The following is a 26,354-nucleotide window of genomic DNA, read 5'->3' as shown; positions in this document are numbered from 1 at the left end:
GACTAGAATGAAGATCATACCGTGGATGGCAGCGACGATCATAGGGGTGTCCGGTGCCGCTTGGGCTCAGGACAACAATTCCCTGACGGTCGAAGGCGAGCCCATTCTCACAGAGACGGCGGCTCCTGCGCATTTGGAGAACGTTAGCACGATCTATTCTGGTTGGCGTTTCCGTACACCTGAGACGCAAGCGCTGCAGACTGACGATTTCGACAATCCTGCAATGGTGTTTGTCGACCAGGCGCGCGATCTTTGGGAAACTGTGGATGGGTCTGAGGGAAAATCCTGCGCATCCTGCCATGAAAACGTTGAAGACTTTGCCGGTCTCACTGCATCGATGCCAAAGGTGATCGACGGCAAGTTGACGACTATGGAAGACCTGATCAACGGCCACCGTGCTGATGTTATGGGCGCGGAGCCTTGGAAATGGTCCGGCGGCGAGATGCAGTCTATGATTGCTCTGATTGGTCTTCAATCCCGCGGAATGCCAATGAACGTTGCCATCGATGGTGATGCAACGCCGTACTGGGAGCAGGGCAAGGAGATGTACTACACCCGATACGGCCAGCTCGAACTGAGTTGTGCCAATTGCCACGAAGACAACTATGGCAACAGGATCCGGGCGGACCATCTTAGCCAAGGCCAGGTAAATGGGTTCCCAACTTACCGGCTAAAGCAGGCCAAGCTGATCTCCAAGCACAACCGGTTCCGGGGTTGCATTCGCGATACACGCGCGGAAACCTTCGCAGAAGGGTCTGACGAGTTCCGTGCGTTGGAACTTTACGTTGCAAGCCGCTCCAATGGCCTGCATGTGGAGACGCCCGCAGTCCGCCAATAGCGCAAAAACCAGAAAAGCCCCGCAGTGCGTCGGGGCTTTTTTTTGAATCAACTACATTCAAACATGCGCATATATAAGAGGAGCTGAAAGAACATGATTTCGCGTCGCGATTTTCTACAGGTGAGCATGGCGACCTCGGCCATTATCGGCGCGTCGGGTTTCGGGAATTGGGCCCGCTTGGCGGCGCAACAGGCGCTGACACAGGATCAGCTTTTGCAATTTGACACCTTTGGCAATGTCTCTCTGATCCATATCACTGACATTCATGGTCAGCTTAAGCCGATTTATTTCAGGGAACCTTCTGTCAACATTGGGGTGGGTGACAACAAGGGCGCCGTGCCCCATGTCACCGGGGCCGATTTCCGCAAACTTTATGGGATCGCGGATGGCGGTCCAAATCACTATGCACTGAGCTCTGGAGATTTTTCAGCGCTTGCGCAGTCGTACGGACGTGTCGGTGGTTTGGACCGCATGGCCACGGTCATCAATGCAATCCGCGCGGACCGTCCGGACGCGATTTTGCTCGATGGCGGTGACACTTGGCACGGTTCATACACCTGTTGGAAAACCCAAGCGCAGGACATGGTCAATGTGATGAATGCGCTTAGACCTGATGCAATGACATTCCACTGGGAATTCACGCTCGGCAGTGACCGCGTCACTGAACTGGTGGAGGAGTTGCCATTTGCGGCACTTGGTCAAAATATTTTCGATGCTGAATGGGATGAGCCGACGGAGCTCTTTCCACCGTACAAAATGTTTGAGCGCGGCGGCACAAAAATCGCCGTGATCGGGCAGGCGTTTCCTTACATGCCGATTGCAAATCCGCGTTGGATGTTTCCCGAGTTTTCCTTTGGCATTCGCGATGAAAACATGGCTTCCATGGTTGAGGAAGTACGCGCAGCGGGCGCAGAATGCGTCGTCCTCCTGAGCCACAACGGCTTTGATGTGGACAAGAAAATGGCGGGTGTCGTACCGGGCATTGATGTTATTTTATCGGGCCATACCCATGATGCTTTGCCGGAACCGGTTGTGGTTGGCGATACGATCATCTTGCCATCCGGCTCAAACGGAAAATTCGTGTCGCGGGTGGATTTGGATATCAGAGACGGTCGCATGCAAGGATACCGCACGAAACTCATACCCATCTTTTCGGACGTGATTGAACCGGATGCGGAAGTTGCCGCTTTGATTGACGCGGAGCGGGCGCCGTACCTCGATGAAATGACCGAAGTTATCGGCCAAACGGACAGTCTTTTGTATCGTCGCGGAAACTTCAACGGCACATGGGACGACCTGATCTGTGACGCGCTGATCAGAGAGCGTGACGCGGAAATTGCCTTGAGCCCTGGTGTGCGCTGGGGGCCTTCTTTGATCCCCGGACAAGACATCACCCGTGAAGATATCTTTGGCGTCACATCCATGTCCTATGGAGAAGCTTACCGCACGGAAATGACCGGCGAATTTCTGAAAGTCGTCCTGGAAGACGTTGCCGACAACATCTTCAATCCAGATCCTTATTATCAACAGGGCGGCGATATGGTCCGCACAGGGGGTCTTGGCTACCGGGTGGACGTAACCAAACCGCAAGGTGCACGGATTTCCAACATGACCCTTTTGAGCACAGGTGAACCAATCGACCCGGCACGTGCCTATGTGGTGGCGGGCTGGGCCAGCGTCAACGAGGACACAGAAGGACCGCAGATTTGGGACGTGGTCGAAAGCCATATACGCAAGCTTGGCACTGTCACCGTGCAGCAAAACAACAGCGTCGAAGTCGTCGGCGTTTAAAAGGAAACTTGGAGACCTTGAGACATGGATGAAGTGTTCAAACCCTCCCGCCGGACCTTTCTGAGAGGCAGTGCCGCAATGGCTGCGGGATCCGTTGCCGGTGCCGCCGCCGCAGAAGGTCCTGACCCACTGATCACTGAGCTTCAGGACTGGACGTCTTACACTGGTGCCGGGGTGGACGAAACACCCTACGGTTTGCCGATCAGTTTTGAATCCCACGTGGTGCGACGCAATGTCGAATGGTTAACCGCCTCGCCGATATCCTCGATTAATTTTACGCCCATACATGCACTTGACGGGACGATCACGCCGCAAGGCTGCGCCTTTGAACGTCACCATTCCGGCGCGATTGAGTTGCGCAAAGAAGACTACCGCCTGATGATCAACGGGCTGGTCGATCAGCCGCTTGTTTTCACCTATGATGACTTGGAACGTTTCCCACGTGAAAACCATGTGTATTTCTGTGAGTGTGCAGCCAATACCGGCATGGAATGGGCTGGCGCGCAGCTCAACGGTGTGCAGTTCACACATGGCATGATCCACAATATGGAATACACGGGCGTGCCGCTGCGAACCCTCCTTAAGGAAGCAGGCGCGGATATTGCCCCGGACAAATGGGTTTACGTGGAAGGAGCTGATGCCTCTTCGAATGGTCGCTCAATTCCGATGGAAAAGGCGTTGGACGACGTGCTTGTGGCCTTCAAGGCCAATGGCGAAGCTTTGCGCATGGAGCATGGTTACCCGGTTCGCCTCGTGGTGCCTGGATGGGAGGGCAACATGTGGGTAAAATGGCTGCGTCGGATCGAAATAACCGATATGGCTGTTGGCAGCCGCGAGGAAACTTCCAAATACACAGACGTCTATGAAGACGGCACGGCCCGCAAATGGACTTGGGTCATGGACGCCAAATCCGTCATCACGTCTCCCAGCCCTCAAATGCCGATTAAACATGGGCCCGGGCCGATGGTTATTTCCGGTCTTGCGTGGTCGGGTCATGGCCAGATTACACGGGTCGATGTTTCCAAAGACGGTGGCATTAGCTGGGAAATCGCGCGTCTGGGTAAACAGGGTGACACCAAAGCGCTTACCCGCTTTTACCTCGATACCACCTGGGATGGCGCGCCGATGCTGTTGCAGGCCCGTGCGATGGACGACACCGGATACGTGCAACCGACAAAAGGCCAGTTACGCGAGCAGCGTGGCGAGAATGCCGTTTACCACAACAACTGTATCCAGACATGGTACGTGAACGCGGAAGGGATCGCTGAGAATGTCGAAGTCTCCTAACATCTTGGTTCCAGCGCTCGGCGGTACCGCATTGGTTCTGGGGTTGGCCTACGGAATAGCATCGCGCGACTATGGTGCGAGCAAGATTGACTCTCTGGAAACGCGGATCGCTCAAGTTGAGGCGCGCGCCGCAGCGGCCAGCGAGAAAGCCACCGCAGAAGCGGGTCGAGCGGCCGAAATGGAGCTTCAGATTGCGGAAGTTCAAGCCGCTGCCGCGGAACGTGCGTCCGATGCTGTATCGCTCACGGCCCCGGCACCGCTCGCAGACGACAGATATAGCCTTGGACGCAAGGCGCATCCAGAGGAGATCGCCGCCTGGGACGTTGACGTGTTGCCCGATGGTCGAGGATTGCCGGAAGGGACGGGGAACGCTTATGACGGCGAAGAAATCTTTGCGGACAAATGCGCTGCCTGCCACGGAGATTTTGCCGAAGGTGTCGATAACTGGCCGGTGTTGGCGGGTGGATTTGATACCTTGGCAGACAAGGATCCGGTCAAGACAGTTGGGTCCTACTGGCCGCATTTGTCGACGGCCTATGACTATGTCTACCGTTCGATGCCCTTTGGTGAAGCTGGAACGCTTACGCCGGACGAAACCTACGCAATCGTGGCTTACATTCTATATTCCAACGATCTAATCGACGACGAGTTCGAGCTCACACATGAAAACCTCGGTGCATTCGAGATGTACAATAGGGATGGTTTCGTCGTCGATGATCGCCCGGAACTGGAGTATTCGGCCTGGCGCAGCGATCCCTGCATGGAAAACTGCAAGGACGAAGTAGAAATCACCATGCGTTCTGTGTTTCTGGTGGACACGCCGGAAGACAGCGGTAGCGAATCCGTGATGAACCCCGCCACGACGGAAGGGTTGCCGACATTCTCTGCGAATGGTCCTTCGTTTATTCCTGTCGTGGCGCCGAAGCCTGAGAGGGATGCAAACGAAACGCCTGTAACAGAAGCGGTGCAAGAGGCTGATGCGGGAGAGGAGCTTGTCGTGGCAGGCGAAAAGGTATTCAAGAAGTGCAAAGCATGTCACGCGATAGGTGAAGGCGCCAAAAACAAGTCTGGCCCGCAATTAAATGGCGTGATTGGAAGACCGATGGGATCGGTTGCAGGTTTTGCCTACTCCAGCGCTTTTGAAACGGCAATGGAAGAAGGTCGGGTCTGGGATGAGGCCTCTCTGTCGGAATTTCTGGCCAAACCGAAGTCCTATATGAAGGGCACCAAAATGGCATTCTCCGGCCTCAAAAAAGAGCAAGATCAGGCCGCGATTGCTGCTTATCTCAAGTCGTTTGGGGACTAGTGGGTGAAGCGCGTTATTCGTTTCTCCCTTTCGGCTGCCGTGGCAATGTTTTGTGCGACTGCGGCTGCTGATGAATTTGGTGATCCGAGCGCGGGCGAAAAAGTCTACAAACAATGTAAAAACTGCCACCAGATTGGCGGAGAGGCAACACATAGGATCGGGCCACATCTGAATGGTATTTTCGGCCGTAAAGCTGCAAGCCATGACGATTTCAGATACTCCAAAGCGCTCGTCCAGGCGGGTGCGGCTGGACTGGAATGGCATGCAGACACTCTGGACGTTTTTCTGGAAAACCCGCGTGCCATGGCCAGTGGTACGAGGATGAGTTTCAAAGGTCTCAAGAAATCAGAAGACCGCTTGAACCTCATTGCCTATCTGCGGACGTTTTCGGACGATCCCGCCAATATTCCTGAAGCCGATCCAACAGCGACCCCGACGGACCATGATTTGGACCCGGCGATATTGGCACTGGTCGGTGACCCGGAATATGGTGAATATCTCAGCGGTGATTGTACCACCTGTCATCAAACCGGTGGCGGGGACGACGGTATTCCGTCGATCGTGCTATGGCCGGAAGAAGACTTTGTGATCGCCATGCATGCTTACAAGAACAAGAACCGCTCCAATCCTGTGATGCAGATGATGGCAGGCAGGCTGAACGAGGAGGAGATCGCAGCGCTGGCTGCATATTTTGCGACATTAGAAGAATAAGAGTGTTTTCAGGGAGGAAGACTATGACACTGAACAGACGTAAATTCATTCGCACAACGGCAGCGGCAGCGGCAGTTTTATCCGCGCCTACAGTAAAAGCAGACGGTCATGCCAAACCCCGCGTTGTTGTCGTGGGCGGAGGCGCAGGCGGCGCGACAGCGGCCCGCTATATAGCAAAAGACAGCAAAGGCGAGATCGACGTCATGTTGATCGAACCAACGCGTACCTATTACACCTGCTTTTTCTCCAACCTCTATCTGGGTGGCTTCAAGGAAATCGACGATATCGGGCATACCTATGGAGGACTCGCTGCTGGCGGCGTGAATGTCGTGCATGACTGGGCTGTTGGCGTTGACCGGGATGCCAAGACAGTGGCCCTTGCTGGAGGTGGTTCTGTCCCTTACGACAAGCTCATTCTGAGCCCGGGCATTGATTTTGTGGAGGGTGCGGTCGAAGGCTGGGACGTCAGCGCGCAAAATGCCATGCCGCATGCCTACAAGGCCGGGTCACAATCCGAGCTGCTCAAAGCGCAACTTATGGCGATGCCCGAAGGCGGCACGTTTGCAATGGTCGCACCGCCTAACCCGTATCGTTGTCCGCCCGGACCCTACGAGCGTGTCTCAATGGTGGCCCATTTCCTCAAACAAAATAATCCAACGGCGAAAATTATTGTGGCGGATCCGAAACCGAAGTTCTCCAAAATGGCACTTTTCCAGGAAGGATGGGGGGATCACTATGAAGGTATGATCGACTGGATTGGTGAGGACTTTGGCGGCGGCGAGGTGTCCGTTGATCCAGGTGCGATGACCGTCACAATCGATGGAGAAGTCACAAACGTCGATGTTTGCAATGTAATCCCTGCAATGAAAGCAGGCCGGATTGCAGAGCTTGCGGGCGTCACCGAGGGCAACTGGGCACCGGTCAATGCGGCGGACATGTCCACAAAAGCCGATGCGGACATATACGTTTTGGGGGATGCGTCGAGCCAAGGTGATATGCCCAAGTCCGGATTCTCGGCCAACAGTCAAGCGAAAGTCTGTGCCAATGCTGTGCGTGGCGCGCTGACTGGATCCAAGGTATTCCCAGCTAAATTTGCAAACACATGCTGGTCACTGATTGCCGCGAATGATGGCGTGAAGGTGGGTGCCACGTACGAAGCGACACCCGAAAAGATTGCCAAGGTTGATGGCTTCATCTCGCAAACAGGCGAGAGTGCGGATGTGCGCAAGGCAACCTATGAGGAGTCTGAAGGCTGGTACACCGGCATTACCACGGACATGTTGGGCTAAACTGGAACAAACGCGCCCCGGACTTGATGTAGCGCAATGTCCGGGGTGCGGAAATATGCAAAAATCGTCGCATAATCGGGAGGTGATACAATGAAAGCTGTGGTTTTTAGTGGCTTGCTTGGTCTTGTGAGCGCAACGTCTGTTATGGCCGAAGACGCTTTCGTTTACCCTTTTGAGGGTTCGTTTGAAGACGCTACCTTTGCTGTCGAAAGTGCAATTGTCGATCAAGGGCTGGTCATTGATTATGTTAGCCATGTGGGAGATATGCTCAATCGTACCGGCGTGGATGTCGGCAGCGACACAGTGATATTCAAAAACGCTGACATCTTCCTCTTTTGCTCTGCAGTCATTTCACGTCAAGTCATGGAACAGGACCCGATGAACATCACCCATTGTCCATACGGCATCTTTGTCTTGGAATCTGATGACGGCGTCACTTTGGGTCACCAAGACTATCCTGATGGGTCAATGCAGGCGGTGGAAAATCTGATGCAACAGATCGTTGCGGAGGCCATTGGCAACTGATCAACGCTTTTCTGGGTTCGGTGGCGGAACATCGAACAACTGTCTTAAGGCGGGTATTACCGCGTTCCAATATAGCCCAGAGTACAATTGCTGACGTCAAGCAAGTTCAAGGGTCGCAACCCGTTGAAGCACCCAATTTGTGCTCATCGCACCAACCCACATGAAGAAAACAGCAACCCAAGCTGTCATCGCCAAAACGGATCCACCGGTCAATCCGGCACCGACCGCACACCCACCGGCAAGCATTGATCCAAAACCCATAAGAATGCCGCCAAAAAGATAACGTTCCATGGGGATGTCAGGCCCAAAGCGTTGCAACCGTGCTTCGCCTTTTAAAACGGCCATAACCATGGCACCGGCAAATACCCCTGGAACAAGACCCAGCCCAAAGCCCGCGGGAAGGTGTCTTTCATTGACCAGACCCATCAAAGTGTCCGTAGCGGGCCCCGTAAACGTTACAGACTGGACGGAAACAACTTCGAACGAGGATTGCGCAATCAAATAAGTCAGTTGCCATCCAGCGAAAACGGCAATGCCGACACAGCTTGCCGTCAGCAGCTCTGCCCGCGATAATCCTTTGCGGTATCCAATTTTGAGCACAGCAGTTAAAGCAAGCCCACAGACCACCAAGAAAGGAGTTGCAAGCTCACTATTGAGGTGGATCAAATACCTTGCCGCGCCGCCATCAATCGTCCAGATCGTTGCGAGCGTTTCGCGTAGGGGTGCCAGCACACCACGCAGCGACGCCTGAGCCGTCAAGGTCAGAACCAGCCCAGTGACGATCGCCCGCAAATTCCCAGAGGCAGACAGAACAAGCAGCCGACTGGCGCAGCCACGCGCAAGGATCATGCCAATGCCAAAGAGCAGGCCGCCGAGTATCGCCCCGGAGACAGAACCGGTGGTGGACAGTTGCCGGGACATGCTGACATCCAGAAAGCCACCCCAGATCGCAGCTTGCACCGAAATCAACGCGGAAAGGAAAGCTATCAGCCAAACGGACAATTGGCGGCCAAAACGGCCCTCGGATAGTTCAACAGTTGCCGCTCTCAGACAGAATTTTGATCGGTAGGCGGCAAGGCCAAAAGCCCCCCCGATTCCAAAGCCCGAAACGAGCATCAACGAGTTTGCACCAAACTGGTCCAAAAGAGCTTCCAACCGCAGCCATCCTTTGACGTTTTTTTGTCAATACTGGCTAACGAAATTGGCTGCTTTGATTTGGGTCAAGAGTGTTAGCTGTATCCGGGTTCTCAGATCAGAGTGAACCGGTTGGTTTGGCCCAAAGGATTCAAAACGAAATGAACGCATACCATTCCTCAGGATTTGATTTTTGACATCCACACCATGCTGCGTCAGCAACCATGTTCACGACGCACTCCTACGGCGATGAGACGCCGAAACGACAGCGCCCACCGAACGCAAAGCAACTTGGTTCCTCCAGTGGCAAAAGGCGCGGTATTTAAGCGAAAACAGTTGCAGTAGCTGCCAGAAAACAGATGCCTGCGGCGGTTAGAAACCCGAGGACCCAAATGAGCCTTCGGATTAGCAGTCCTGGCACGTTTTAATGCCAAACACCCGATAGATGGGACAAAAGTTGACAAACCCCGTGCCGACTAAAATGATACCCAGGTAACCCCATAGGCCAATCACACCCGTGACCGCCAAAACAATGAGAAGAGCGCCCAAAGCCAAACGGGCGATACGGTCGATTTGTCCAAGATTACGCGTCATGATCAATGCCTCCACTGCTTGCATGACCCACAACAAAATCGGATTCGGACGTATCGTCAGTGACTAAGTCACAATGTGTGATCACTTCCGTACACCGCGAGAGCGGCCGGGTTCGTGATTGTGATCGCACCGCGCCGCAAGGAGATCCATCCACGACTTTCAAATAACTTCAGCGTGCGCGATACCACTTCGCGGGCTGTGCCCAATTCTTGCGCCATTTCTTGCTGTGTCATTCGAACATCGGCCACGCCGCGCGCAGCCAACCACCGCGCAAGGCGAAAATCGGTACGATGCTCCAGCAGGTCATCAATCACGTCTGTCAGTTCACCAACACGGTCGGCAAAACCGCGAAAAACCAGCTCCTGGAACCGCGGATCTGAACTCAAGAGACTGCGGAAACGGTCCGCAGAAATTGCCGATGCTGATACATGACCTTCGGCGTATCCGTAACCGGAGTAGGGTTTGCCAGAGAGTAAGCAGGTTGTTGTCAAAACGCAGCTGTCCCCAGCTTCGACGCGATAGAGTACAACCGTTCGCCCGGCGCTATTGGTTTGTTCGACGCGCACAGTCCCGGATTTCACGATCAGAAAAGCACGCCCTTCGTCTCCAGGGCGGAACAAACATGCGCCATCGGATGCTTCGAGCGTATCGCCCTGTTCAATATACTCAATCAGATCTTGAGATGGCAGGCGGCTCACTCGAATTCCATTTGCTCATAAACGCGACCGGCGTTTTTGGCCGCAAGTTCCTCGAAGGTGTCCAAATGCGAATATGGACTCTGATCGACATAATACGCGTCCGCCAGGTCACCACCCGCATCCAGATGTTCACCAACTTTTTGTCGCAGGTAGACAAGATAGTCGCGTGTGTAGCGGCGGACCTGCGCCATGTTGGTCGGGGTTCCGTGGCCCGGAATGACATAAGTTGCATTCAGCTTTTCAAATTCATTTTCCCAGGTTTCGATCCAATCAATGACAATGGTGTCCTCAAAGATGGGCAGCATCCTTTGGTGAAATGCCATATCGCCCGCGATCACCAAACCTTGCTCTGGCAACCAGACCTGCGTGTCGCCAGGGCCGTGCGCGGGGCCAAGATGCAGGACCTCGATCCTGACATCGCCCATTTCGATCATCTGTTTGTCTTCGAATGTCTCTGTGGGCGGCGCAACAAATGTGCCTTCGGCTTTGTCACGATTGTAGCGTTGCATGCCTTCCAGTATTCGATTGCCGCGCTCTTCAATCTCGCGGGCCGCATCGACATGTGCGAGGATCGGAACCCCTTGTTCTGCCCAGTAGGAATTGCCGAGCATTGCGTGGCCCTGACCGTTCTCGTCGACGACAAGTCTGACAGGTTGATCCGTGATCGCTTTGATTTCCGCATGCAGTGCTTCCGCGAGGATGTAAGCTGCGCCCCCATTGATCACCACAACACCGTCACCTGTAACAATGAAGCTCAAGTTGTTGTTATGCCCTGAGTTTTCATAGGTGGGCGGGGCCGTAGCACCGATTGCAGCCCACACATTGGGGATGACCTCGATGGGCTTAGAATAGAGCGGTGAGCCGGGATACTGGTCAGGAATATCTTCACTGGCCAGCACAGGTGATGCGGCCAAAAGCGACAGCAAAAAAATCAAACGCATGCTTTCTTACCTTCCTACGAACCGATAGCCGTCATCGACCTTTTCCGCGCGACCGATACCGCCATTTGGCAGGTGAAACCCAATGACGGTCATATTCTCCGATGATAGACGATCCAACAGCATCTTGCGTGTTGCCACCGCTGTTTGCGCGTCCTGATCAGAGCCGCTTTCCCAGCTGGGTTCGTGGAATGCCACGTGGTGATTGCCAATCGCGTCCCCGACGATTAATGCGGCTTGTGAGCCCTGACGCACTTCGAAAGCCATATGACCAGGTGTGTGACCGGGTGTGGAGATCGCGGCGATCCCAGGCAGCACTTCATCACCATCGTCAAAGAATTCGACCGAGCCTTCAATTGCCACCATGCGCCGTTTTGCACCAACAGCGAATGCGACCCGTGCGTCCCCGATCGTATTCACTGTTTCAGGATCCCACCAATAGTCCCATTCAGCGCGGCCCATCATATAGGTTGCGTTATAGAAAAGCGGTTCGTCGAATTCATCAAGCAGACCCCAGATATGATCTGGATGCGCATGGGTGAAAACAACCTGTGTCACGTCTTCGGGTGCGAGGCCCAAAGTATCCAAACTCCCGACGATCCTGCCAGCCGAAGGGACAAAGTCCGGACCCGAGCCAACATCGAACAAAACGGTGTTGGTTTCATCGCGATAGAGAGCCAGATTGCATTCTGGAGTTATGCGTTCCTTTGAAATGCCATACTCGGCCAGGATTGGCGCAAGCTCGTCTGGAGGCATTGGCCCAAATATGAAGCTGCCGGGAAGTTGAAGATTGCCGTCACTAACGGTTTCAAGTGTTGCAGACCCCAAAGCCAGCTCCGCACTGACACGATGAGAAAAGGAACCCAGGAGCGGAAGAGTGACAACACTTTGCAGGATCGCTCGGCGTGTCGGATTCATTTTCTTCCTCCAATAAATTCTTGTATGCGAATATGAATGTATTTTTCCAACTTGGCAAGAAAATGCAGAAACGAAAGGCTCACACAAATCGGTTTTGAATCTTATGGCGCAGGATCAAGTGCGCGTTGAAGGCCTCGCCTGTTCCAGACCGGTGCGTGCTACTTTGAAGCGCAACGCCTATTAGAAAACAATGAGTTATCTAATAGGAAAAATATCGCATGGGAGCCGTTTACTCGCGACTTTCACTTCAGGAACGCCGCAGGATCGAAGACCCGTGGCTCGCAAAGGTCCCTGTCGCCGATTTGGCGCGTGTCCTGAAACGGCACAAATCGACGATCTTCAGAGAGATCAAAACGCAATTTCTGGGCTGATGATGCCTTCCCGAAGAAATATGTGGGTTACTTTGCGATCCCTTCTTCGGCACACGCGAATGCATTTGCGCCAGCGATGCAGAGTTGTTTGGATACAGAGATCCGGTCATCGGCAAATTCTGAATAAATTGTCGCACAATCAAAGCCCAGAACGCCTCCACTTCGGACTATGATAAGGCAATGACCAACGAGTTGGATTCACGCTGGCTCTTAGAAGTTGGCGGTAGTGATACCACAATGATTTTACCATTACTGAACGGCGATGCTGCTGATTTTCTGCATCAACAAGTAGAAGCCGCCGGAGGCCGTATCAGGCAGGTTTTTATCATGGACGCACAAGGATTGAATGTAGCAGCCATTTCCCTGACATCTGACAATTGGCAAGGTGATGAGGCAAAATACTCGGAAACCTATGTTCGCGGTGCAGACGCCGTTCATTTTAGCGAAATCGAATTCGATGATTCAACCATTACTTACCAAGGTCAAAATCCCTGACGATTGTTGATCCCGGCTCAGGCGAAGCGATCGGAACGTTACGATTCCAGCACTGGTAGGACAATGTTGTTCTCAAGACAGCATTGTTCCACTCGGACTTGTCTGGGCACTTCTTGGATTTGTTTAGAATGTTGGCGCGCTAAAGTATCTTTAAGTCCAAAATGACCTTTGTGATGACAGTCATCTCAAGCCGCCAAATTTTTCACCAGCAAATCCAACTACATAATTCTGTGTCGAGGCGAAAGTATGATAATGACATTGTCGCTTTTGCAGCAGCTGTGCTCGGATCGAGTGACACTTTACTGAATCCGTTAGCGGTCATTGACGTAAACAGATTATCGGCGCCGTCGTCGCTATGCCACAAATTGTTTTGCCAACTGCTTTTGGTTTTTGGACAAGGGCCAGCTTTCCGCCTATTCGCATGCAGGTGCGAACAGCAGAAAAAAGCGAGTGAAGAGTTTGACTAGACTATATCTTCTATAAAACCAAAATGGATTTTGCGAGCCATATTTACCTATAGAAAAACACGGGTCCTCTGGAGCATAGGTGCTTCGTTTAGTGTGTGGCAAAAATTTGCGTAACTACCCTTTGACATTGTTCATGATCGGCCGAGGTTTTGTATTCAAGAAGCCGGTGGATGACGTGGCCAAAAAGCCAAAACAGGTGAGAAGCTGTTTTGGTCTCCGCGATCTGTGCTAAGAAATTAAACGAGTTCTTCCGTTGAAAGAGTGTTTGCCCTTACCGCCGAACATGGCAGCGATGCTCATTCTGTCGCAGGTGGTGAATGTAGACTTCGACAATGCATTGGTTGATCATTTTGCGGTGCAGAACTGTCACATGAAAACGCCTTGAGCAAACTCAAAGGCATTTCCGCACCGTGTTCGTCCAGAATGGATTGGCAATGCATTTCCACCAAGCCAGTGCACAAGTTCTTGGGCAATTCATATTGCCAAAGAAGTGAATGCTGACATGATCGCTCTGGCGATCCACAAGCGGGTATTGCCGAGTTCCCGGTAGGGATCTCCGCAACCGCGTGTGGTTTCCGACATGGTTATTCGAAGTACAACGAACCAGAGGGTTATAATGAAGGCCAATTTAATTCGACTTGGTGTGGATATCGGCGGGACATTCACCGATGTTGTGCTGGAAAAAAATGGATCAAGTTTTTCGACCAAGGTTCTGACGACCTACGCAGCCCCGGAAAACGCGATCATCCAAGGTATGCATCAGGTTTGCGCGAAAGCAGAGATCGAACCGGGTGCGATTGATCAGATCATTCACGGCACGACGCTTGCCACCAATGCCTTGATTGAACGGCGTGGCGCCAAAACGGCGTTGATTACAACCGAAGGTTTTCGCGATGTCATCGAAATGCGAACCGAGTCGCGGTTTGAACAATATGACTTGAATCTGAACCTCCCCGAACCGCTCTTGCCGCGTCAGATGCGTTTCACCGTCAAAGGTCGGGTGGATGCCAATGGCAATGTGCTTGTCGAAATTGACAAGTCCGAAGTCGAAACCGTTGTGGATCAAATTGCCGAAGCGGGCTTTGAAAGTGTTGCCGTGGGATTGATCCACTCTTATCTGAACCCAGCTCATGAACAACTTGTGCGTGACGTTTTGGCAAAAAAGCTTCCTGACGTTAACGTGTCGATTTCGTCTGAAGTGTCGCCGCAGATGCGTGAATACGAGCGGTTCAACACGGTTGTGGCCAATGCTTACATCAAACCGCTAATGGCCTCGTACCTTGGCCGACTCGAAGACCGTTTGTGCGAAGAAGGTGTCCGATGCCGCATCTTCCTCATGCACTCCGGTGGTGGCATCATTTCTATCCAGAATGCGGCCGATTTCCCTGTCCGGTTAGTCGAATCTGGCCCGGCTGGCGGTGCGGTATTTGCCGCCCATATTGCCGCGCGCCATAAGTTGGACAAGGTTCTGTCCTTCGACATGGGGGGCACAACTGCCAAGATTTGCTTGATCAAGAACCAAACTCCCAAAACCTCGCGGGTATTCGAAGTAGCTCGCACTTATCGGTTTAAAAAGGGGTCCGGCATGCCGATCTCGATCCCGGTCATCGACATGGTCGAAATCGGTGCCGGCGGCGGGTCGCTTGCCTATGTAGACACTATGCGGCAGATTCGTGTCGGGCCGGAAAGTGCCGGTTCTGAGCCAGGCCCAGCTTGCTATGGGCGTGGTGGCGAACGACCTGGCGTGACCGATGCCGACCTTGTTCTCGGTAAACTTGACCCGAAAAATTTTGCTGGTGGGTCGATCACGTTGCATGGAGAAAAATCCAAATCTGCTCTGATGGCCCATGTGGGGCAAGCACTGGAAATGGACCCGGTCGAAGCCGCATTTGGCGTAGCCGAGGTTGTCGATGAAAACATGGCCAATGCTGCGCGCGTCCACGCGGTGGAAAACGGCGAAGATCTGAGCGAATACTCCATGATCGCTTTCGGCGGTGCGGCCCCGCTGCATGCCGGGCGGCTTTGCGAGAAGCTCGGGATCGAACGCTTGTTGGTGCCACCTGGGGCTGGCGTAGGTTCTGCCATTGGTTTCCTGCGCGCGCCGTTCAGCTTTGAAGCCAACCGTTCAGTCTATATGAAGCTCAGCGATTTTGATTCGCAAAAAGTCAAGACCCTGCTCTGTGATCTCAAGAGGGAAGCCGCGGGATTTGTGCGCACATGTGATGAATTCAGCGAGATTCTCTCCGAGTTCAAGGTTTACATGCGGTATTCTGGGCAAGGATGGGAAATCCCGGTTGAGCTGACCGAAGAGCAGGCCATGAACCCCGATGCAGTCGCATTTCAGGTGCGGTTTGAAGATGACTATACCAAGCTTTTTGGACGCCCGGTGGCAGGCATGGATGTAGAAATCACCGTCTGGTCAGTGAACGCCACCACACCGTCTGAAAAAGTGGAGCCGGTTGCAGCCACCGATGGTGCGGACACCTTGGTGGTCAATGGTGCGCGCCAGCTTTATGACCCTGCTACAGCCAAATTTGTCGACGCCCAGGTTGTGCCCCGCGATGAGATGGAGGAAGGCCAGCGTACCGCAGGACCTGCTGTGATTACCGAAGAAGAAACAACCATCATCGTGCCCGCGAGCCGGAATGCGATCCGCCAGCCTGATGGCTGCATCGATGTTGTCACGAAGGAGTGAGCAATTTGGCACAAAAGCAATCCAACGTTGCCCATCAAGTCATGTGGAATCGCCTGATCTCGATTGTAGAAGAACAAGCGCAGGCGCTGGTGCGCACCGCTTTTTCCACTTCTGTCCGTGAGGCCGGGGACTTGTCAGCGGGAGTTTATGACACCCATGGCAACATGCTGGCGCAAGCGGTGACCGGCACACCTGGCCATGTGAATGCCATGGCAGACGCTGTTGCTCACTTTATCCGCCGCATTGGTCGCCAGAACATGTTTGAGGGTGACGTCTACATTACCAATGATCCCTGGGAGGGGACAGGTCACCTGCATGACATCACCATGGTTACGCCGTCTTTCAAAGACGGTGTAATGGTCGGTTTTTTCGCTTGTACCGCCCATATTGTGGACATTGGCGGCCGTGGTTTCGGGGCGGATGCGCACAGCGTCTACGAAGAGGGTCTCTATATCCCAATAATGAAATTTGCCGACAGGGGCGATGTAGACGCCACGCTCATCCGCATCATCCGCGGAAATGTGCGTGAACCAGATCAACTCATCGGCGATGTCTATGCCCTGGCCACCTGTAATGAAATCGGACACCGCCGTTTGATTGACATGATGAAAGAATTTGACCTCACCGATCTCAACGAGATTTCCAAGTTCATCCTCGACAATTCCCGCCGCGCCACGATCGAGCGCATCGCGGCACTGCCGCAGCAGGCGGCGACGGGTGAAATGACAATGGACGGTTACGATCGACCTATTACGCTAAGGGTCAAAGTCAGCGTTGAAGGCGACAAGATTGTCTCTGATTTCACTGGGTCCTCTGGTTTGGACAAGAAGGGCATCAACTGCCCGTTGGTCTATGCCAAGGCCTACGCTTGTTATGCGCTCAAAGTCGCCATTGCACCCGAAATTCCAAATAACGCGGCCTCGCTGGCGCCGTTTGAGATTATCGCGCCCGAGAATTCTATCGTCAACGCGCTTCACCCCGCTCCGGTGGCGCTGCGACATATTGTGGGCCACTTCGTTCCCGATGCAGTTTATGACGCGTTTGACAAGATCGTGCCCGACCTGGTGCCAGCCGAAGGGGCAGGGTGCCTGTGCAACTTCCAAGTCTCCTTGCGTCCTCGTACAGATGTACCGGCCCCCGAAGAAGCGCGGCGATCCGAGGTGTTGACCTTTAATTCCGGTGGCTCTGGTGCGCGACCCGAACACGATGGCCTCAATGCTACTGCCTTTCCCTCGGGCGTAATGACCATGCCCATTGAGGCGACTGAGCACGCGGGCCCTGTCATCATCTGGCGCAAGGAATTGCGGCCCGACAGCGGCGGCGCGGGCAAAACCCGGGGCGGTTTGGGTCAATACATGGAAGTTGGTGCACAAGAGGGCCACGAGTTTGACTTTCAAGCGATGTTCGACCGTGCGGATCATCCCGCCCGGGGTCGTCGCGGCGGTCGGAACGGGGCCAACACAACCATCGTGCGCAGTGACAAAGTTAAAATGCGTGTGAAAGGCAAACAGTTCGTTCCCCACGGTGCGCGGGTGATCATGGCCTTACCCGGTGGTGCCGGCTACGGTGATCCGTCTAAGCGATCTGTCGAACTGGTAAAGCGTGATCTCGCGCGCGGCTATATCAGTGCGGAAACCGCAGCCGGCGAATACGGGCTGACATCTGAAGACATTGTAGCGGTAGAAACTGCTGTGCGCAAAGGAGAGGCAAAATAACTTCCTGTCAAACGCGTGCACCCACGCCGTTATACTGTCACATGATTATTGACGACGGCGTAAGTGTTACAGGAGAGTTCCAAAGTGCTGTGGTCTAGATAATTTCGTCGATGCCTCGAGCGGATCAGGACCGCACTTCGATGAAAATCGCTTGCCTTGAAATCTAAGTCGGGGTGGCGTGCTCCCGGAGTAACCCCAGAGTCAAAAGCTTCGCATCGAACTTTCTTTGTCGATCCTTTGTTCAATGTGAGCGGAGACAGGTCCAGCATGACGCTTGGAGCAGATGCCTGAGCCGAGCACATTCAAGAATCACATTGATGATGAAGTTCGCTGTATGCGATTTGGTTGGAAAACCGGTGGTCTGACGATCATCTCTATTGTCCAAAGGTCGTCAGGAAGAGATTCCCAAAAAAGATAAGTATATGTTGTAAAACACTAATGAGTTTTCTTGGGGTAATAAAATTCGTACCTTGTAAACTTTACGAAAATATATGAAGCTGTGAATTACTGGAGTGCAACTATGACATCGAACAGATATGCGACCAGGCTAAACTCGTTTGCGTCGAACGCGCATGCGTACTGGCCGGAGTTGCAAGGTAAGCCAACACCTATGCAAATGGCGGAACGAGCAGCGACAGCGAAAGGGCTCACGGATCTGGATTTGAACTATCCCGATCACGCGGAAAACGACGTAAAGGCGCAGACCCGCCGCCTTGCCGATATGGGCCTTGGCGTGAATGGCCTGGCAATGCGGTACTATACCAACCCGGGTTTCAAGTTGGGCGCATTCACCCACCCCGATCCCCAGGTGCGGCAAGAAGCGATCGATCTAACCAAACGGGGAATTGACGCAGCCCGCGAAACTGGATCGGACTTGATGACAATCTGGTTGGGGCAGGATGGGTTCGACTACTCGTTTCAGGCTGACTACAATCGCATGTGGGCAGATGAGGTCGAAGCGATCCGCGAGGTCGCAGATCATGACCCGGCCTGCCAGATTAGCATCGAATACAAACCCAACGAACCGCGCGCCTTCAGCCTTTTGCCCGACATGGCCACGACACTGCTGGCAATTAATGAGGCTGGGTCGCCGAACCTTGGTGTCACGCTCGATTTTGCCCACGTGCTCTATGCGGATGAGGTTCCAGCCTTCGCAGCGGCGATGATCAACAGGCATTCCAAACTGTTGGGGGTGCACCTCAACGACGGCTACGGCAAGCGGGACGACGGCTTGATGGTGGCTTCGGTGAACACCAAGGCGACGCTGGAGCTGCTCGTCCAGATCAAGAAAGACGGCTACGAAGGCGCGATCTATTTCGACACTTTTCCAGATGCGAGCGGGCTTGACCCGGTCGCGGAATGTGAAGCGAACATCGCAACGGTTGAAGGGTTGTTGCGCGTAGCAGCCCGCCTGACTGCAGACAACCGGCTGAACGATGCAATCGGCCACCAGGATGCAGTCACATCGCAGCAAATCGTCAACGCGGCCCTCGAAGGCCGATAAAAAAGACGATCAACGCAATTTCGCGCCATCAAAAGTTCTAAGGGAGGAAACCATGAACATTTCAATCAAAGCGTTACTGACAGCAGGTGCGCTGGCACTGACAGCCGGCACAGTACCGGCGCAAGATCTTGCGCCGCTCAATTCTGACAGTGAGCCAGACCGCATGGACTGGTCCGAGCTGGAAGCAAAGTTTGGCGCTTTCCCGGACGTGCCAGAGGGCACCCGTGTGGGTGGGGTGTCAAAAACGCTGACCAATGAATACTGGAGGTCTTTGGGTGAAGGCTACGCCTCCATGGCTGACGCTCATGGCGTAGAGTTTGTCTATCAAGCCGCCGCAAACGAGGGCGATCAACTTGGTCAACTCTCAATTGCAGAAACACTCATCACTCAGGGTTTCGACGCGTTGCTTTTGTCGCCGCAAACGGACGCCAATTTGCTGCCTGCCTATGAAACCGCGATCGCACAGGGGGTTCCTGTTTTAAACGTCAATGATGCGGTGATCCCATCCGTCGCCAACTACGTGGGCAATGTTCAAAAGGACAACGGTGTCCGCGTTGCGCAATGGTTTGTTGACAACACGGACGGCGGCAAAGTTGCCGTGATCGAAGGGCAACCAGGTGTTTTTGCTGCAGGACAGCGCACCGCCGGCTTTACCGAAACGGTAGAGGGTGCCGATGGGTTCGAAGTGGTGGCTTCCGTGCCTGCAAATTGGAGCCGCGAACAAGCATTCAATGCAGCCTCAACGATCTTGCAGCAGCACCCGGACCTGATCGGCTTTTACGCCAACAACGATGGCATGGCGCTTGGTGTGATGGAGGCGGTCAAGGCGGCCGGGTTGCAAGAGCAGACAGCCGTCTTTGGGACAGATGGTATCTCGGATGCCTACGCCTCGATCCGCGCTGGTGATTTGACGGGAACGGTAGACAGCTTCCCTGTTCTGACGGGTGAGATCGCAATGGAAGTTGTTTTGCGCATGCTGGATGGTCAAGATTTGCCACGTGTTGTGGCGACACCGCAAGCGTTGATCACAGCCGACAACGTCGATCAATATGCGACTTCCGACATGGGTGCCTTGCGCAGCGTCCTTTTGGCGCAGTAGCATCCGCGTCCTTACGAAATCTGCACGCATCCGGCTGGATGCGTGCAGGTTCTGATTATTAACCTGGATGTCCCTTTTATGCCCCCTGACCGCCTTAGCATCACCGGCGCGACGAAAACCTACCCGGGTATTGTTGCACTTGATGATGTGACATTCTCAGTTGCACCAGGAGAGGTGCACGGTTTGCTTGGCGAGAATGGTGCGGGCAAATCTACCATGCTCAACATTCTATCGGGGGTGCGCCCGGGCGAAAAAGGGGAGATGGCCGTCGATGGTACGACCCTCGCCATTCGCACACCGCTTGATGCCCGTGCCGCAGGCATCGCGATGATCCACCAGGAATTGCAATTGGTGCCTGAATTGACGGTAGCGCAGAACATCTTCCTGGGGCGTCCCCTGACCGGTTTTGGCGGTGCGGTCGTCAAACGCCGCGAACAGGAACACCAGGCCCGCACAGTTCTGGCTGATCTGGATCCGACGATTGACCCTTCGGTAAAGATCAACACGCTTAAAGTAGCCCAGCAACAGATCGTTGAGATTGCCCGCGCTCTGATCGACGAGGCGAAGGTCATCGCCATGGACGAACCGACGTCAAGCCTGACCCCCGCTGAATTTGAAAACCTGGCAGCATTGATCAACGACTTGTCGGCCCGCGGGGTCTCGGTGATCTATGTCTCTCACAAGATGGACGAGGTTTTTCGGGTCTGTGAGCGGGCGACAATCCTGCGAGACGGCAAGTTGGTCGCGGTTGTCAACATCAAGGATGAAACTCAAGATAGCATTGTTGCCAAGATGGTCGGTCGCGAAGTGTTGCATGCCGCCCATGTATCCCACGCTACCGACAAACCGGTCCTGACCGTCAAAGGGCTCAGCCGAGGCACGGCTGTCATCGACGCGACTCTGACGTTGCATCAAGGCGAGGTGCTGGGCATTTCAGGTCTTGTAGGAGCTGGACGAACCGAACTGTTACGGCTGATCGCGGGCATCGATCGCCCGACATCGGGCGAGGTGCGGGTCAACGATCAACCCGTCCGTCAAAATGATCCCCGGGCCGCCATCCGCGCAGGGATCGGCCTCGTCCCTGAGGAGCGCAAGAAAGAAGGCATAGTTCATGCCAGATCCGTCGCCTCCAACATGGCATTGCCAAAAATGCGCAGCTACACGCGTGCGGGCCTCTTGCGCCACGCCAACCTTCATAGACGATCGGAGGCTGTAATGTCCGATCTGCGCTTGCGGCCTTTGAACGTCCGCCAGCCGGTTGGCACTTTCAGCGGCGGCAACCAGCAAAAGGCCATCATCGGCAGATGGCTTGCAGCATCAACGCAGATATTCCTGTTTGATGAACCCACGCGTGGGATTGACGTCGGTGCAAAATCGGAGATTTACGGCCTCATTGAGAAACTGGCTGACGCAGGTAACGCGATACTTGTTGTATCCTCCGAAATGCCAGAAATCATGCGCTTGTCAGACCGCGTGTTGGTGATGCGCGAAGGCCGGATCGTGGCCGATCTTTCGTCTGACCAGATTTCTGAAGAGCAGATTGCCTATCATGCGATACCCCGCACTGACCAAGTCACGGCCTGATCACAGACCGGCAAGAAAAAAAGGACGACCTATGACCGAAGGACCATCCGCCACAACGGCGTCTGCCTTCAAACTGAAATTCAACCTGCGGGACGCGGGAACCCTGCTGGGGCTCGCCTTGATCGTCGTGGTTTTTGCTTCGCTGTCGCCGGTTTTCCTGACAGCACCCAACCTGATCAATATCTTGCAGCAATCCTCTATCAACGCGGCGATCGCGCTTGGGATGACTTTAGTGATCATTTCTGGCGGGATCGATTTATCGGTGGGACCTACCGCAGCCCTCTCAGCGGTCATTGGTGCCAGTTTGATGGTCGCTGGAATACCAGTTCCATTGGCCGTCATGGCATCGCTTGGGGTTGGGGTCATGTGTGGCCTCTTCAACGGTGTGCTTGTGGCATATGCCGGACTTCAGCCCTTTATCGTAACGTTGGGCGGCCTTTCTCTCTTTAGGGCGCTTTCGCTTATTTACACCGGTGGCAACCCGATTTTCGGGATCCCGCCCGAGTTCCGGGCGTTGACCAACGGCAATGTGATGGGGGTTCCGAACTCGGTGATTGTGGTAGGGATCATCGCCTTGATCCTGTGGTTCGTCCTTAACAAAACACCACTTGGCGAATATATTCTGGCGGTCGGCGGCAATGAAGAGGCTGCCCGCATCGCAGGTGTGCCGGTCGCACGCACCAAAGTCGCCACTTTCGTTATTTCCGGAGTTTTAGCGTCCATTGCAGCCCTCATTCTTGTCGGCCGCCTGGGCGCGGCCGAGCCCACAATTGGAAACCTTTGGGAACTTGACGCGATCGCCGCGGCTGCCATTGGAGGTGCGTCTCTGATGGGCGGGAAAGGTAGCGTTGTTGGAACCTTGATCGGAGCTATCATTCTGGGTGCGCTGCGCAATGGTTTGACACTGATGAATGTTCAGGCTTTCTATCAGCTTCTAGCGACTGGTATCATTATCATCGTCGCAATGTTGATCGACCGGGCCACAAGAGGGAGATAGATTATGAGTGGGCAAGACGCTCGGGCTGTTGGTGCACAAATCCGAATGCGATTGCCACAATTGACGCCGCTCGAACTACGTGTGGTCGACACGATCACTTCGCGCGAGGACCTGACCAAAGAGACGTCGATCAAACAGGTCGCGAAGGATGCCTCCGTCTCAGAAGCGATGATCGTCAAGATCGCCAAAAAACTGGGTTTTAGCGGCTTTCGTGCCCTGCGTGGTGGCCTGGTGGAATACAAGCAATCTGATGTAGCGAACCTTTATAGCGAAATTTCCCCAGACGACAGTTCAGCCAGCATCATCCAGAAGGTTTTCCGGACTTCAATGCAGGCACTTGAAGAAACAATTGCAATTCTTGATATCGAGGCCTTTGATCGCGCGGCGGATATCATGTACCGAGCCGACAACCGCGATTTCTATGGTATTGGCGGATCGGCTCAAATCGCCCGCGACGTAGCTCATAAATTTCTCCGCATAGGAATGCGGGCGAATGTATACGACGATGCCCATATGATGTTGATGTCGGCTTCGGTCTTGAAACCCGATGATGCGGTGATGGTTTTTAGCCATTCAGGGGCAACCACAACAGTGCTGGAGCCGATGAAACTGGCGCGAAAACAAGGCGCTCGCACGATCGCGGTCACAAACTACGCCGAAAGTCCGGTGGCAGAAGTAGCCGATGTTGTCTTGTGCTCAACCGCACAAGGGTCGCCATTGCTCGGCGAAAATGCCGCCGCTCGCATCGCGCAACTCAACATTCTGGATGCGCTTTACGTGTCAATTGCCCAGCGTGACTTCAAATCAGCGGAAGTAAACCTTGGCAAAACCATGAACGCGGTCGCCGCGAAACGTGAAGGATGACTCCCGGCATCATCGTTGTTGGCAGCCTGCACCACGACCTCATGGTCGAAGCGCCCCACCGTCCGCGCAAGGGTGAAACGGTCACTGGGCAGGCGTGGTATCCAAAGTTCGGCGGCAAAGGCGGCAATCAGGCAATAGCCGCAGTAAAAGCCGGCGCTCAGGTTCGTTTTGTTGGCGCAGTGGGGGCTGATGATTTTGCAGACCTGATGCTGTCGTCCTTGCAGGTGGCAGGTATCCTGACAGATCATGTGGCCACCATTCCAAATTGTGGCACCGGTATGAGCGTCGCCATCATTGACGCCGAGGGGGATTACGGGGCCGTCATCGTGTCAGGTGCGAATTTGCATATAGACACCGCGCAATTCGGAGCACAGGCCCTTTGGCAGGGCATGCAGGTTCTGATCCTTCAGAACGAGGTGCCCGAGGCGGTTAATTTGGCAGCTGCTCAGGCGGCGCGGGATCATGGCGTGCAGGTTTGCATCAACGCCGCGCCCTGGCGCGCGTTACCTCCCTCGTTGATTGCCTGCATCGATATTGCCGTTGTAAACGCATTGGAGGCCGAAGACATGGGAGCACGTCCCGTCACGGATCTTGCCAGCGCCAGAAGCGCCGCACTCGCATTGAGCAAAGGAATTCCAACCGTGATTGTCACGGCAGGTGCCGCCGGAGTGGCGTGGGCAGATCAGGTCTCGGGCTCCGGTGCATTGCAAAGCCTTCCTGTGTCTGTCGTCAGCACCCATGGTGCTGGTGACATGTTCATTGGCACGCTGTGCTATGAATTGGCTAAAGGACGCGCCCTGCCAATGGCGATTGCACAAGCCAACGAAGCCGCAGCCAAACATATCTCAACCTCACACAAATTATCATGACAAGACCCCTTGTTCTTTCTGCCCCAGAACCCAGATCACTCGATCTCATTTTTTCACAGACCGCGCGCGACGAGCTGCATGACCGCTATGACGTGCTCGACGTCGCACCCAAGGATATCGACAGTATCCATGAAGAGAATCTTGCAGATGCACGCTACATTATCGGCCAGCCTGCGTTATCTCGCGCCACTCTGGCGGAAATGACCGGACTGCGTTGCATCTTTAACGTAGAGAGCAACCTTATCGATAACATGCCTTACGATGATCTGTTTGCACGTGGCATACACGTGGTCACAACCGGTGCGGTTTTTGCAGAACCGGTCGCCGAATTGGGCATCGCCATGGCGCTTTGCCTTGCCCGTGACGTGTTGGAGGCTGATCTTGCCTTTCGAGAAGGCAGCGAGCTTTGGGGCGGTGCAGGCAACCAATCATCGCAATTGCTTTCGCATTCGAACATCGGGATCATTGGTTTTGGCGACCTCGGGCGAGCGCTTGCACGCCTGCTGGTCGGATTTCGAGCAGAGATCTCTGTTTATGATCCCTGGATTCCGCCCTCCATGCTGACAGATGCGGGCGTTAATCCCGCAACTCTTGATACCGTTCTCCAGTCCAGTGACACTATTTTTGTAGTGGCCTCCGTGACAGCGGAAAATCAGGGGTTCCTGAATGCCGTATCGTTTAAGCAGATGCGCAAAGGCGCTCGGTTGATCTTGCTCAGCCGCGCAGATGTTGTCGATTTCGCAGATTTGATGGCTGCTGTGCGCTCTGGTCACATTCTGGCGGCAAGCGATGTCTTTCCTGAAGAGCCATTACCATCCGATCACCCGGTGCGTGGTCTGAAAGGTTTTCTACGATCAGCACATAGGGCCGGTGCCCTCGACAGCGCCTTCAAGCGAATGGGCGACATGGTTCTGGAAGACATGTCTCTAATAGATCAAGATCTTCCACCAATGCGCTGCAAAAGGGCCGAACGCGAAACCGTATTTCGACTGCGATCCAAGCCGGTCACGACAAATTAAAGTCGTCATCGCAAATTTTTTGACGTGGATCTTGTAAAACTCCACTGGCTCAAAAACGTCTCATTTTGCAAATCAGTCGGCAGATGTAACAATTCAGGCTGACAGGTTGCTGTTGCCCATCCCTAAGTTTGTCGGGAAGTCTTCAGATTGGAAGGAATCCAATTTCGATGGAAGGTGGACGTTGTCTCCCGATGTACTGGCTCGCCTACTCACGGTCGTCCCCGCTTTGCCTGGTTCTGTCGCAAAGTTTTCTCGGTTGGTTGGACTGGCTCGCACATGTTAGGTCCGGGCTTTTGAGTTTGAAAGCGAGCGCCTACCCGTGACGATTGATTTCAAAGGGAACCATTTCCCTAAGAGCGTGATCCTTTACGCTGTGTTTTTCTATGTCCGCTACGGTGTCTCGTATCGGGATCTTGAGGAGATCATGCCCGAACGCGGCGTTGAAATCGATCATGCCACGCTGAACCGCTGGGTAGTGAAATTCCCGCCTCTGATCGCTGCAAGTGCGCAGGCCAGAAAGAAGCCGACAGCCGTCTCTTGGCGGATGGACGAGACATACATCAAGGTTCGCGGCAAGTGGACCTATCTGTATCGTGCTGTAGATCGGGACGGGCAAACCCTTGATTTTATGCTGTCAGAGCGCCGC

24 protein-coding genes are annotated in these 26,354 nt (G+C 54.1%); 19 read left to right on the top strand and 5 right to left on the bottom strand.

What is annotated here, in order from left to right; translation table 11 throughout:
• The first annotated feature begins 7 nt into the window (after positions 1-7).
• The 7 genes from soxA to AB8B75_RS18730 all read left to right on the top strand — a co-directional run bounded on the left by soxA (position 8) and on the right by AB8B75_RS18730 (position 7,747).
• Positions 8-838: a sulfur oxidation c-type cytochrome SoxA gene (soxA, locus tag AB8B75_RS18760; RefSeq protein WP_405364349.1), complete on the top strand. Its 831-nt coding sequence runs from the start codon at positions 8-10 to the stop codon at positions 836-838.
• A 93-nt stretch (positions 839-931) separates the two neighbouring features.
• A complete protein-coding gene (gene soxB / locus AB8B75_RS18755) occupies positions 932-2,629 on the top strand; it encodes a thiosulfohydrolase SoxB (RefSeq protein ID WP_405364348.1) in 1,698 nt (565 codons plus the stop codon).
• Between the two features lie 24 nt (positions 2,630-2,653).
• Positions 2,654-3,916 carry a sulfite dehydrogenase gene (soxC, locus tag AB8B75_RS18750; protein WP_405364347.1) on the top strand — a complete coding sequence of 421 codons (1,263 nt, stop codon included), beginning with the start codon at positions 2,654-2,656 and terminating at the stop codon, positions 3,914-3,916.
• Entirely contained in the window at positions 3,900-5,222 is a 1,323-nt protein-coding gene (locus AB8B75_RS18745; RefSeq protein ID WP_405364346.1) for a c-type cytochrome, read from the top strand. The genes soxC and AB8B75_RS18745 overlap by 17 nt, the downstream gene beginning before the upstream one ends.
• A gap of 3 nt (positions 5,223-5,225) precedes the next feature.
• Complete coding sequence (locus AB8B75_RS18740) at positions 5,226-5,933, top strand: c-type cytochrome (RefSeq protein ID WP_405364345.1); 708 nt, start codon at positions 5,226-5,228, stop codon at positions 5,931-5,933.
• 23 nt (positions 5,934-5,956) lie between these two features.
• The gene (locus tag AB8B75_RS18735; protein ID WP_405364344.1) at positions 5,957-7,222 is read left to right on the top strand and encodes an FCSD flavin-binding domain-containing protein; all 1,266 of its coding nucleotides are present in this window, start codon (positions 5,957-5,959) and stop codon (positions 7,220-7,222) included.
• A 90-nt stretch (positions 7,223-7,312) separates the two neighbouring features.
• Complete coding sequence (locus AB8B75_RS18730; protein ID WP_405364343.1) at positions 7,313-7,747, top strand: DUF302 domain-containing protein; 435 nt, start codon at positions 7,313-7,315, stop codon at positions 7,745-7,747.
• Between the two features lie 96 nt (positions 7,748-7,843).
• On the opposite strand, the gene AB8B75_RS18725 is transcribed toward AB8B75_RS18730, so the two are convergent.
• The 5 genes from AB8B75_RS18725 to AB8B75_RS18705 form a co-directional block, all read right to left on the bottom strand.
• The gene (locus AB8B75_RS18725; RefSeq protein WP_405364342.1) at positions 7,844-8,902 is read right to left on the bottom strand and encodes a YeeE/YedE family protein; all 1,059 of its coding nucleotides are present in this window, start codon (positions 8,900-8,902) and stop codon (positions 7,844-7,846) included.
• 384 nt (positions 8,903-9,286) lie between these two features.
• Positions 9,287-9,475, bottom strand: coding sequence for a DUF2892 domain-containing protein (locus tag AB8B75_RS18720; protein ID WP_405364341.1), 189 nt, complete (start codon positions 9,473-9,475; stop codon positions 9,287-9,289).
• A gap of 68 nt (positions 9,476-9,543) precedes the next feature.
• Positions 9,544-10,173, bottom strand: a complete 630-nt coding sequence (locus AB8B75_RS18715) for a Crp/Fnr family transcriptional regulator (RefSeq protein ID WP_405364340.1) — start codon at positions 10,171-10,173, stop codon at positions 9,544-9,546.
• Complete coding sequence (locus AB8B75_RS18710) at positions 10,170-11,114, bottom strand: MBL fold metallo-hydrolase (RefSeq protein ID WP_405364339.1); 945 nt, start codon at positions 11,112-11,114, stop codon at positions 10,170-10,172. The genes AB8B75_RS18715 and AB8B75_RS18710 overlap by 4 nt, the downstream gene beginning before the upstream one ends.
• A 6-nt stretch (positions 11,115-11,120) precedes the next feature.
• Entirely contained in the window at positions 11,121-12,029 is a 909-nt protein-coding gene (locus AB8B75_RS18705) for an MBL fold metallo-hydrolase (RefSeq protein WP_405364338.1), read from the bottom strand.
• A gap of 218 nt (positions 12,030-12,247) precedes the next feature.
• Here AB8B75_RS18705 and AB8B75_RS18700 point away from each other — a divergent pair, with 218 nt between their 5' ends.
• From AB8B75_RS18700 to AB8B75_RS18645, 12 genes are all read left to right on the top strand, one after another.
• Complete coding sequence (locus tag AB8B75_RS18700; protein WP_405364337.1) at positions 12,248-12,400, top strand: helix-turn-helix domain-containing protein; 153 nt, start codon at positions 12,248-12,250, stop codon at positions 12,398-12,400.
• Positions 12,401-12,580: 180 nt separating this feature from the next.
• Positions 12,581-12,895 carry a hypothetical protein gene (locus AB8B75_RS18695; protein WP_405364336.1) on the top strand — a complete coding sequence of 105 codons (315 nt, stop codon included), beginning with the start codon at positions 12,581-12,583 and terminating at the stop codon, positions 12,893-12,895.
• A gap of 1,083 nt (positions 12,896-13,978) precedes the next feature.
• A complete protein-coding gene (locus AB8B75_RS18690) occupies positions 13,979-16,057 on the top strand; it encodes a hydantoinase/oxoprolinase family protein (RefSeq protein ID WP_405364335.1) in 2,079 nt (692 codons plus the stop codon).
• Positions 16,058-16,062: 5 nt separating this feature from the next.
• A complete protein-coding gene (locus tag AB8B75_RS18685; protein WP_405364334.1) occupies positions 16,063-17,772 on the top strand; it encodes a hydantoinase B/oxoprolinase family protein in 1,710 nt (569 codons plus the stop codon).
• Positions 17,773-18,292: 520 nt separating this feature from the next.
• On the top strand, positions 18,293-19,276 hold the full coding sequence (locus AB8B75_RS18680; RefSeq protein WP_405364333.1) for a sugar phosphate isomerase/epimerase family protein: 984 nt from the start codon (positions 18,293-18,295) through the stop codon (positions 19,274-19,276).
• Between the two features lie 52 nt (positions 19,277-19,328).
• Positions 19,329-20,375 (top strand): substrate-binding domain-containing protein, encoded by a 1,047-nt coding sequence (locus AB8B75_RS18675; protein ID WP_405364332.1) that lies wholly within the window; start codon positions 19,329-19,331, stop codon positions 20,373-20,375.
• Positions 20,376-20,453: 78 nt separating this feature from the next.
• Entirely contained in the window at positions 20,454-21,959 is a 1,506-nt protein-coding gene (locus AB8B75_RS18670) for a sugar ABC transporter ATP-binding protein (RefSeq protein WP_405364331.1), read from the top strand.
• A gap of 31 nt (positions 21,960-21,990) precedes the next feature.
• The gene (locus tag AB8B75_RS18665; RefSeq protein ID WP_405364330.1) at positions 21,991-22,956 is read left to right on the top strand and encodes an ABC transporter permease; all 966 of its coding nucleotides are present in this window, start codon (positions 21,991-21,993) and stop codon (positions 22,954-22,956) included.
• A 3-nt stretch (positions 22,957-22,959) separates the two neighbouring features.
• Complete coding sequence (locus AB8B75_RS18660; protein ID WP_405364329.1) at positions 22,960-23,820, top strand: MurR/RpiR family transcriptional regulator; 861 nt, start codon at positions 22,960-22,962, stop codon at positions 23,818-23,820.
• Entirely contained in the window at positions 23,817-24,689 is an 873-nt protein-coding gene (locus AB8B75_RS18655; RefSeq protein WP_405364328.1) for a PfkB family carbohydrate kinase, read from the top strand. Before AB8B75_RS18660 ends, AB8B75_RS18655 begins: the two co-directional genes overlap by 4 nt.
• A complete protein-coding gene (locus AB8B75_RS18650) occupies positions 24,686-25,708 on the top strand; it encodes a hydroxyacid dehydrogenase (protein ID WP_405364327.1) in 1,023 nt (340 codons plus the stop codon). Before AB8B75_RS18655 ends, AB8B75_RS18650 begins: the two co-directional genes overlap by 4 nt.
• A gap of 319 nt (positions 25,709-26,027) precedes the next feature.
• A partial coding sequence (locus tag AB8B75_RS18645) for an IS6 family transposase (RefSeq protein ID WP_405364326.1) occupies positions 26,028-26,354 on the top strand: 327 nt, incomplete at its 3' end.

Origin of the sequence: Roseobacter sp., assembly GCF_045106495.1 — a bacterium.
Lineage (GTDB): Bacteria > Pseudomonadota > Alphaproteobacteria > Rhodobacterales > Rhodobacteraceae > Roseobacter.
This window is presented reverse-complemented; position numbering and strand designations above follow the sequence as displayed.

Excerpts from the sequence above, each read along its gene's own strand:
- soxA (WP_405364349.1), top strand. The coding sequence starts at position 8 with ATGAAGATCATACCGTGGATGGCAGCGACGATCATAGGGGTGTCCGGT.
- soxB (WP_405364348.1), top strand. The coding sequence starts at position 932 with ATGATTTCGCGTCGCGATTTTCTACAGGTGAGCATGGCGACCTCGGCC.
- soxC (WP_405364347.1), top strand. The coding sequence starts at position 2,654 with ATGGATGAAGTGTTCAAACCCTCCCGCCGGACCTTTCTGAGAGGCAGT.
- AB8B75_RS18745 (WP_405364346.1), top strand. The coding sequence starts at position 3,900 with ATGTCGAAGTCTCCTAACATCTTGGTTCCAGCGCTCGGCGGTACCGCA.
- AB8B75_RS18735 (WP_405364344.1), top strand. The coding sequence starts at position 5,957 with ATGACACTGAACAGACGTAAATTCATTCGCACAACGGCAGCGGCAGCG.
- AB8B75_RS18730 (WP_405364343.1), top strand. The coding sequence starts at position 7,313 with ATGAAAGCTGTGGTTTTTAGTGGCTTGCTTGGTCTTGTGAGCGCAACG.
- AB8B75_RS18720 (WP_405364341.1), bottom strand. The coding sequence starts at position 9,475 with ATGACGCGTAATCTTGGACAAATCGACCGTATCGCCCGTTTGGCTTTG.
- AB8B75_RS18710 (WP_405364339.1), bottom strand. The coding sequence starts at position 11,114 with ATGCGTTTGATTTTTTTGCTGTCGCTTTTGGCCGCATCACCTGTGCTG.
- AB8B75_RS18705 (WP_405364338.1), bottom strand. The coding sequence starts at position 12,029 with ATGAATCCGACACGCCGAGCGATCCTGCAAAGTGTTGTCACTCTTCCG.
- AB8B75_RS18700 (WP_405364337.1), top strand. The coding sequence starts at position 12,248 with ATGGGAGCCGTTTACTCGCGACTTTCACTTCAGGAACGCCGCAGGATC.
- AB8B75_RS18695 (WP_405364336.1), top strand. The coding sequence starts at position 12,581 with ATGACCAACGAGTTGGATTCACGCTGGCTCTTAGAAGTTGGCGGTAGT.
- AB8B75_RS18690 (WP_405364335.1), top strand. The coding sequence starts at position 13,979 with ATGAAGGCCAATTTAATTCGACTTGGTGTGGATATCGGCGGGACATTC.
- AB8B75_RS18680 (WP_405364333.1), top strand. The coding sequence starts at position 18,293 with ATGACATCGAACAGATATGCGACCAGGCTAAACTCGTTTGCGTCGAAC.
- AB8B75_RS18675 (WP_405364332.1), top strand. The coding sequence starts at position 19,329 with ATGAACATTTCAATCAAAGCGTTACTGACAGCAGGTGCGCTGGCACTG.
- AB8B75_RS18670 (WP_405364331.1), top strand. The coding sequence starts at position 20,454 with ATGCCCCCTGACCGCCTTAGCATCACCGGCGCGACGAAAACCTACCCG.
- AB8B75_RS18665 (WP_405364330.1), top strand. The coding sequence starts at position 21,991 with ATGACCGAAGGACCATCCGCCACAACGGCGTCTGCCTTCAAACTGAAA.
- AB8B75_RS18660 (WP_405364329.1), top strand. The coding sequence starts at position 22,960 with ATGAGTGGGCAAGACGCTCGGGCTGTTGGTGCACAAATCCGAATGCGA.
- AB8B75_RS18655 (WP_405364328.1), top strand. The coding sequence starts at position 23,817 with ATGACTCCCGGCATCATCGTTGTTGGCAGCCTGCACCACGACCTCATG.
- AB8B75_RS18650 (WP_405364327.1), top strand. The coding sequence starts at position 24,686 with ATGACAAGACCCCTTGTTCTTTCTGCCCCAGAACCCAGATCACTCGAT.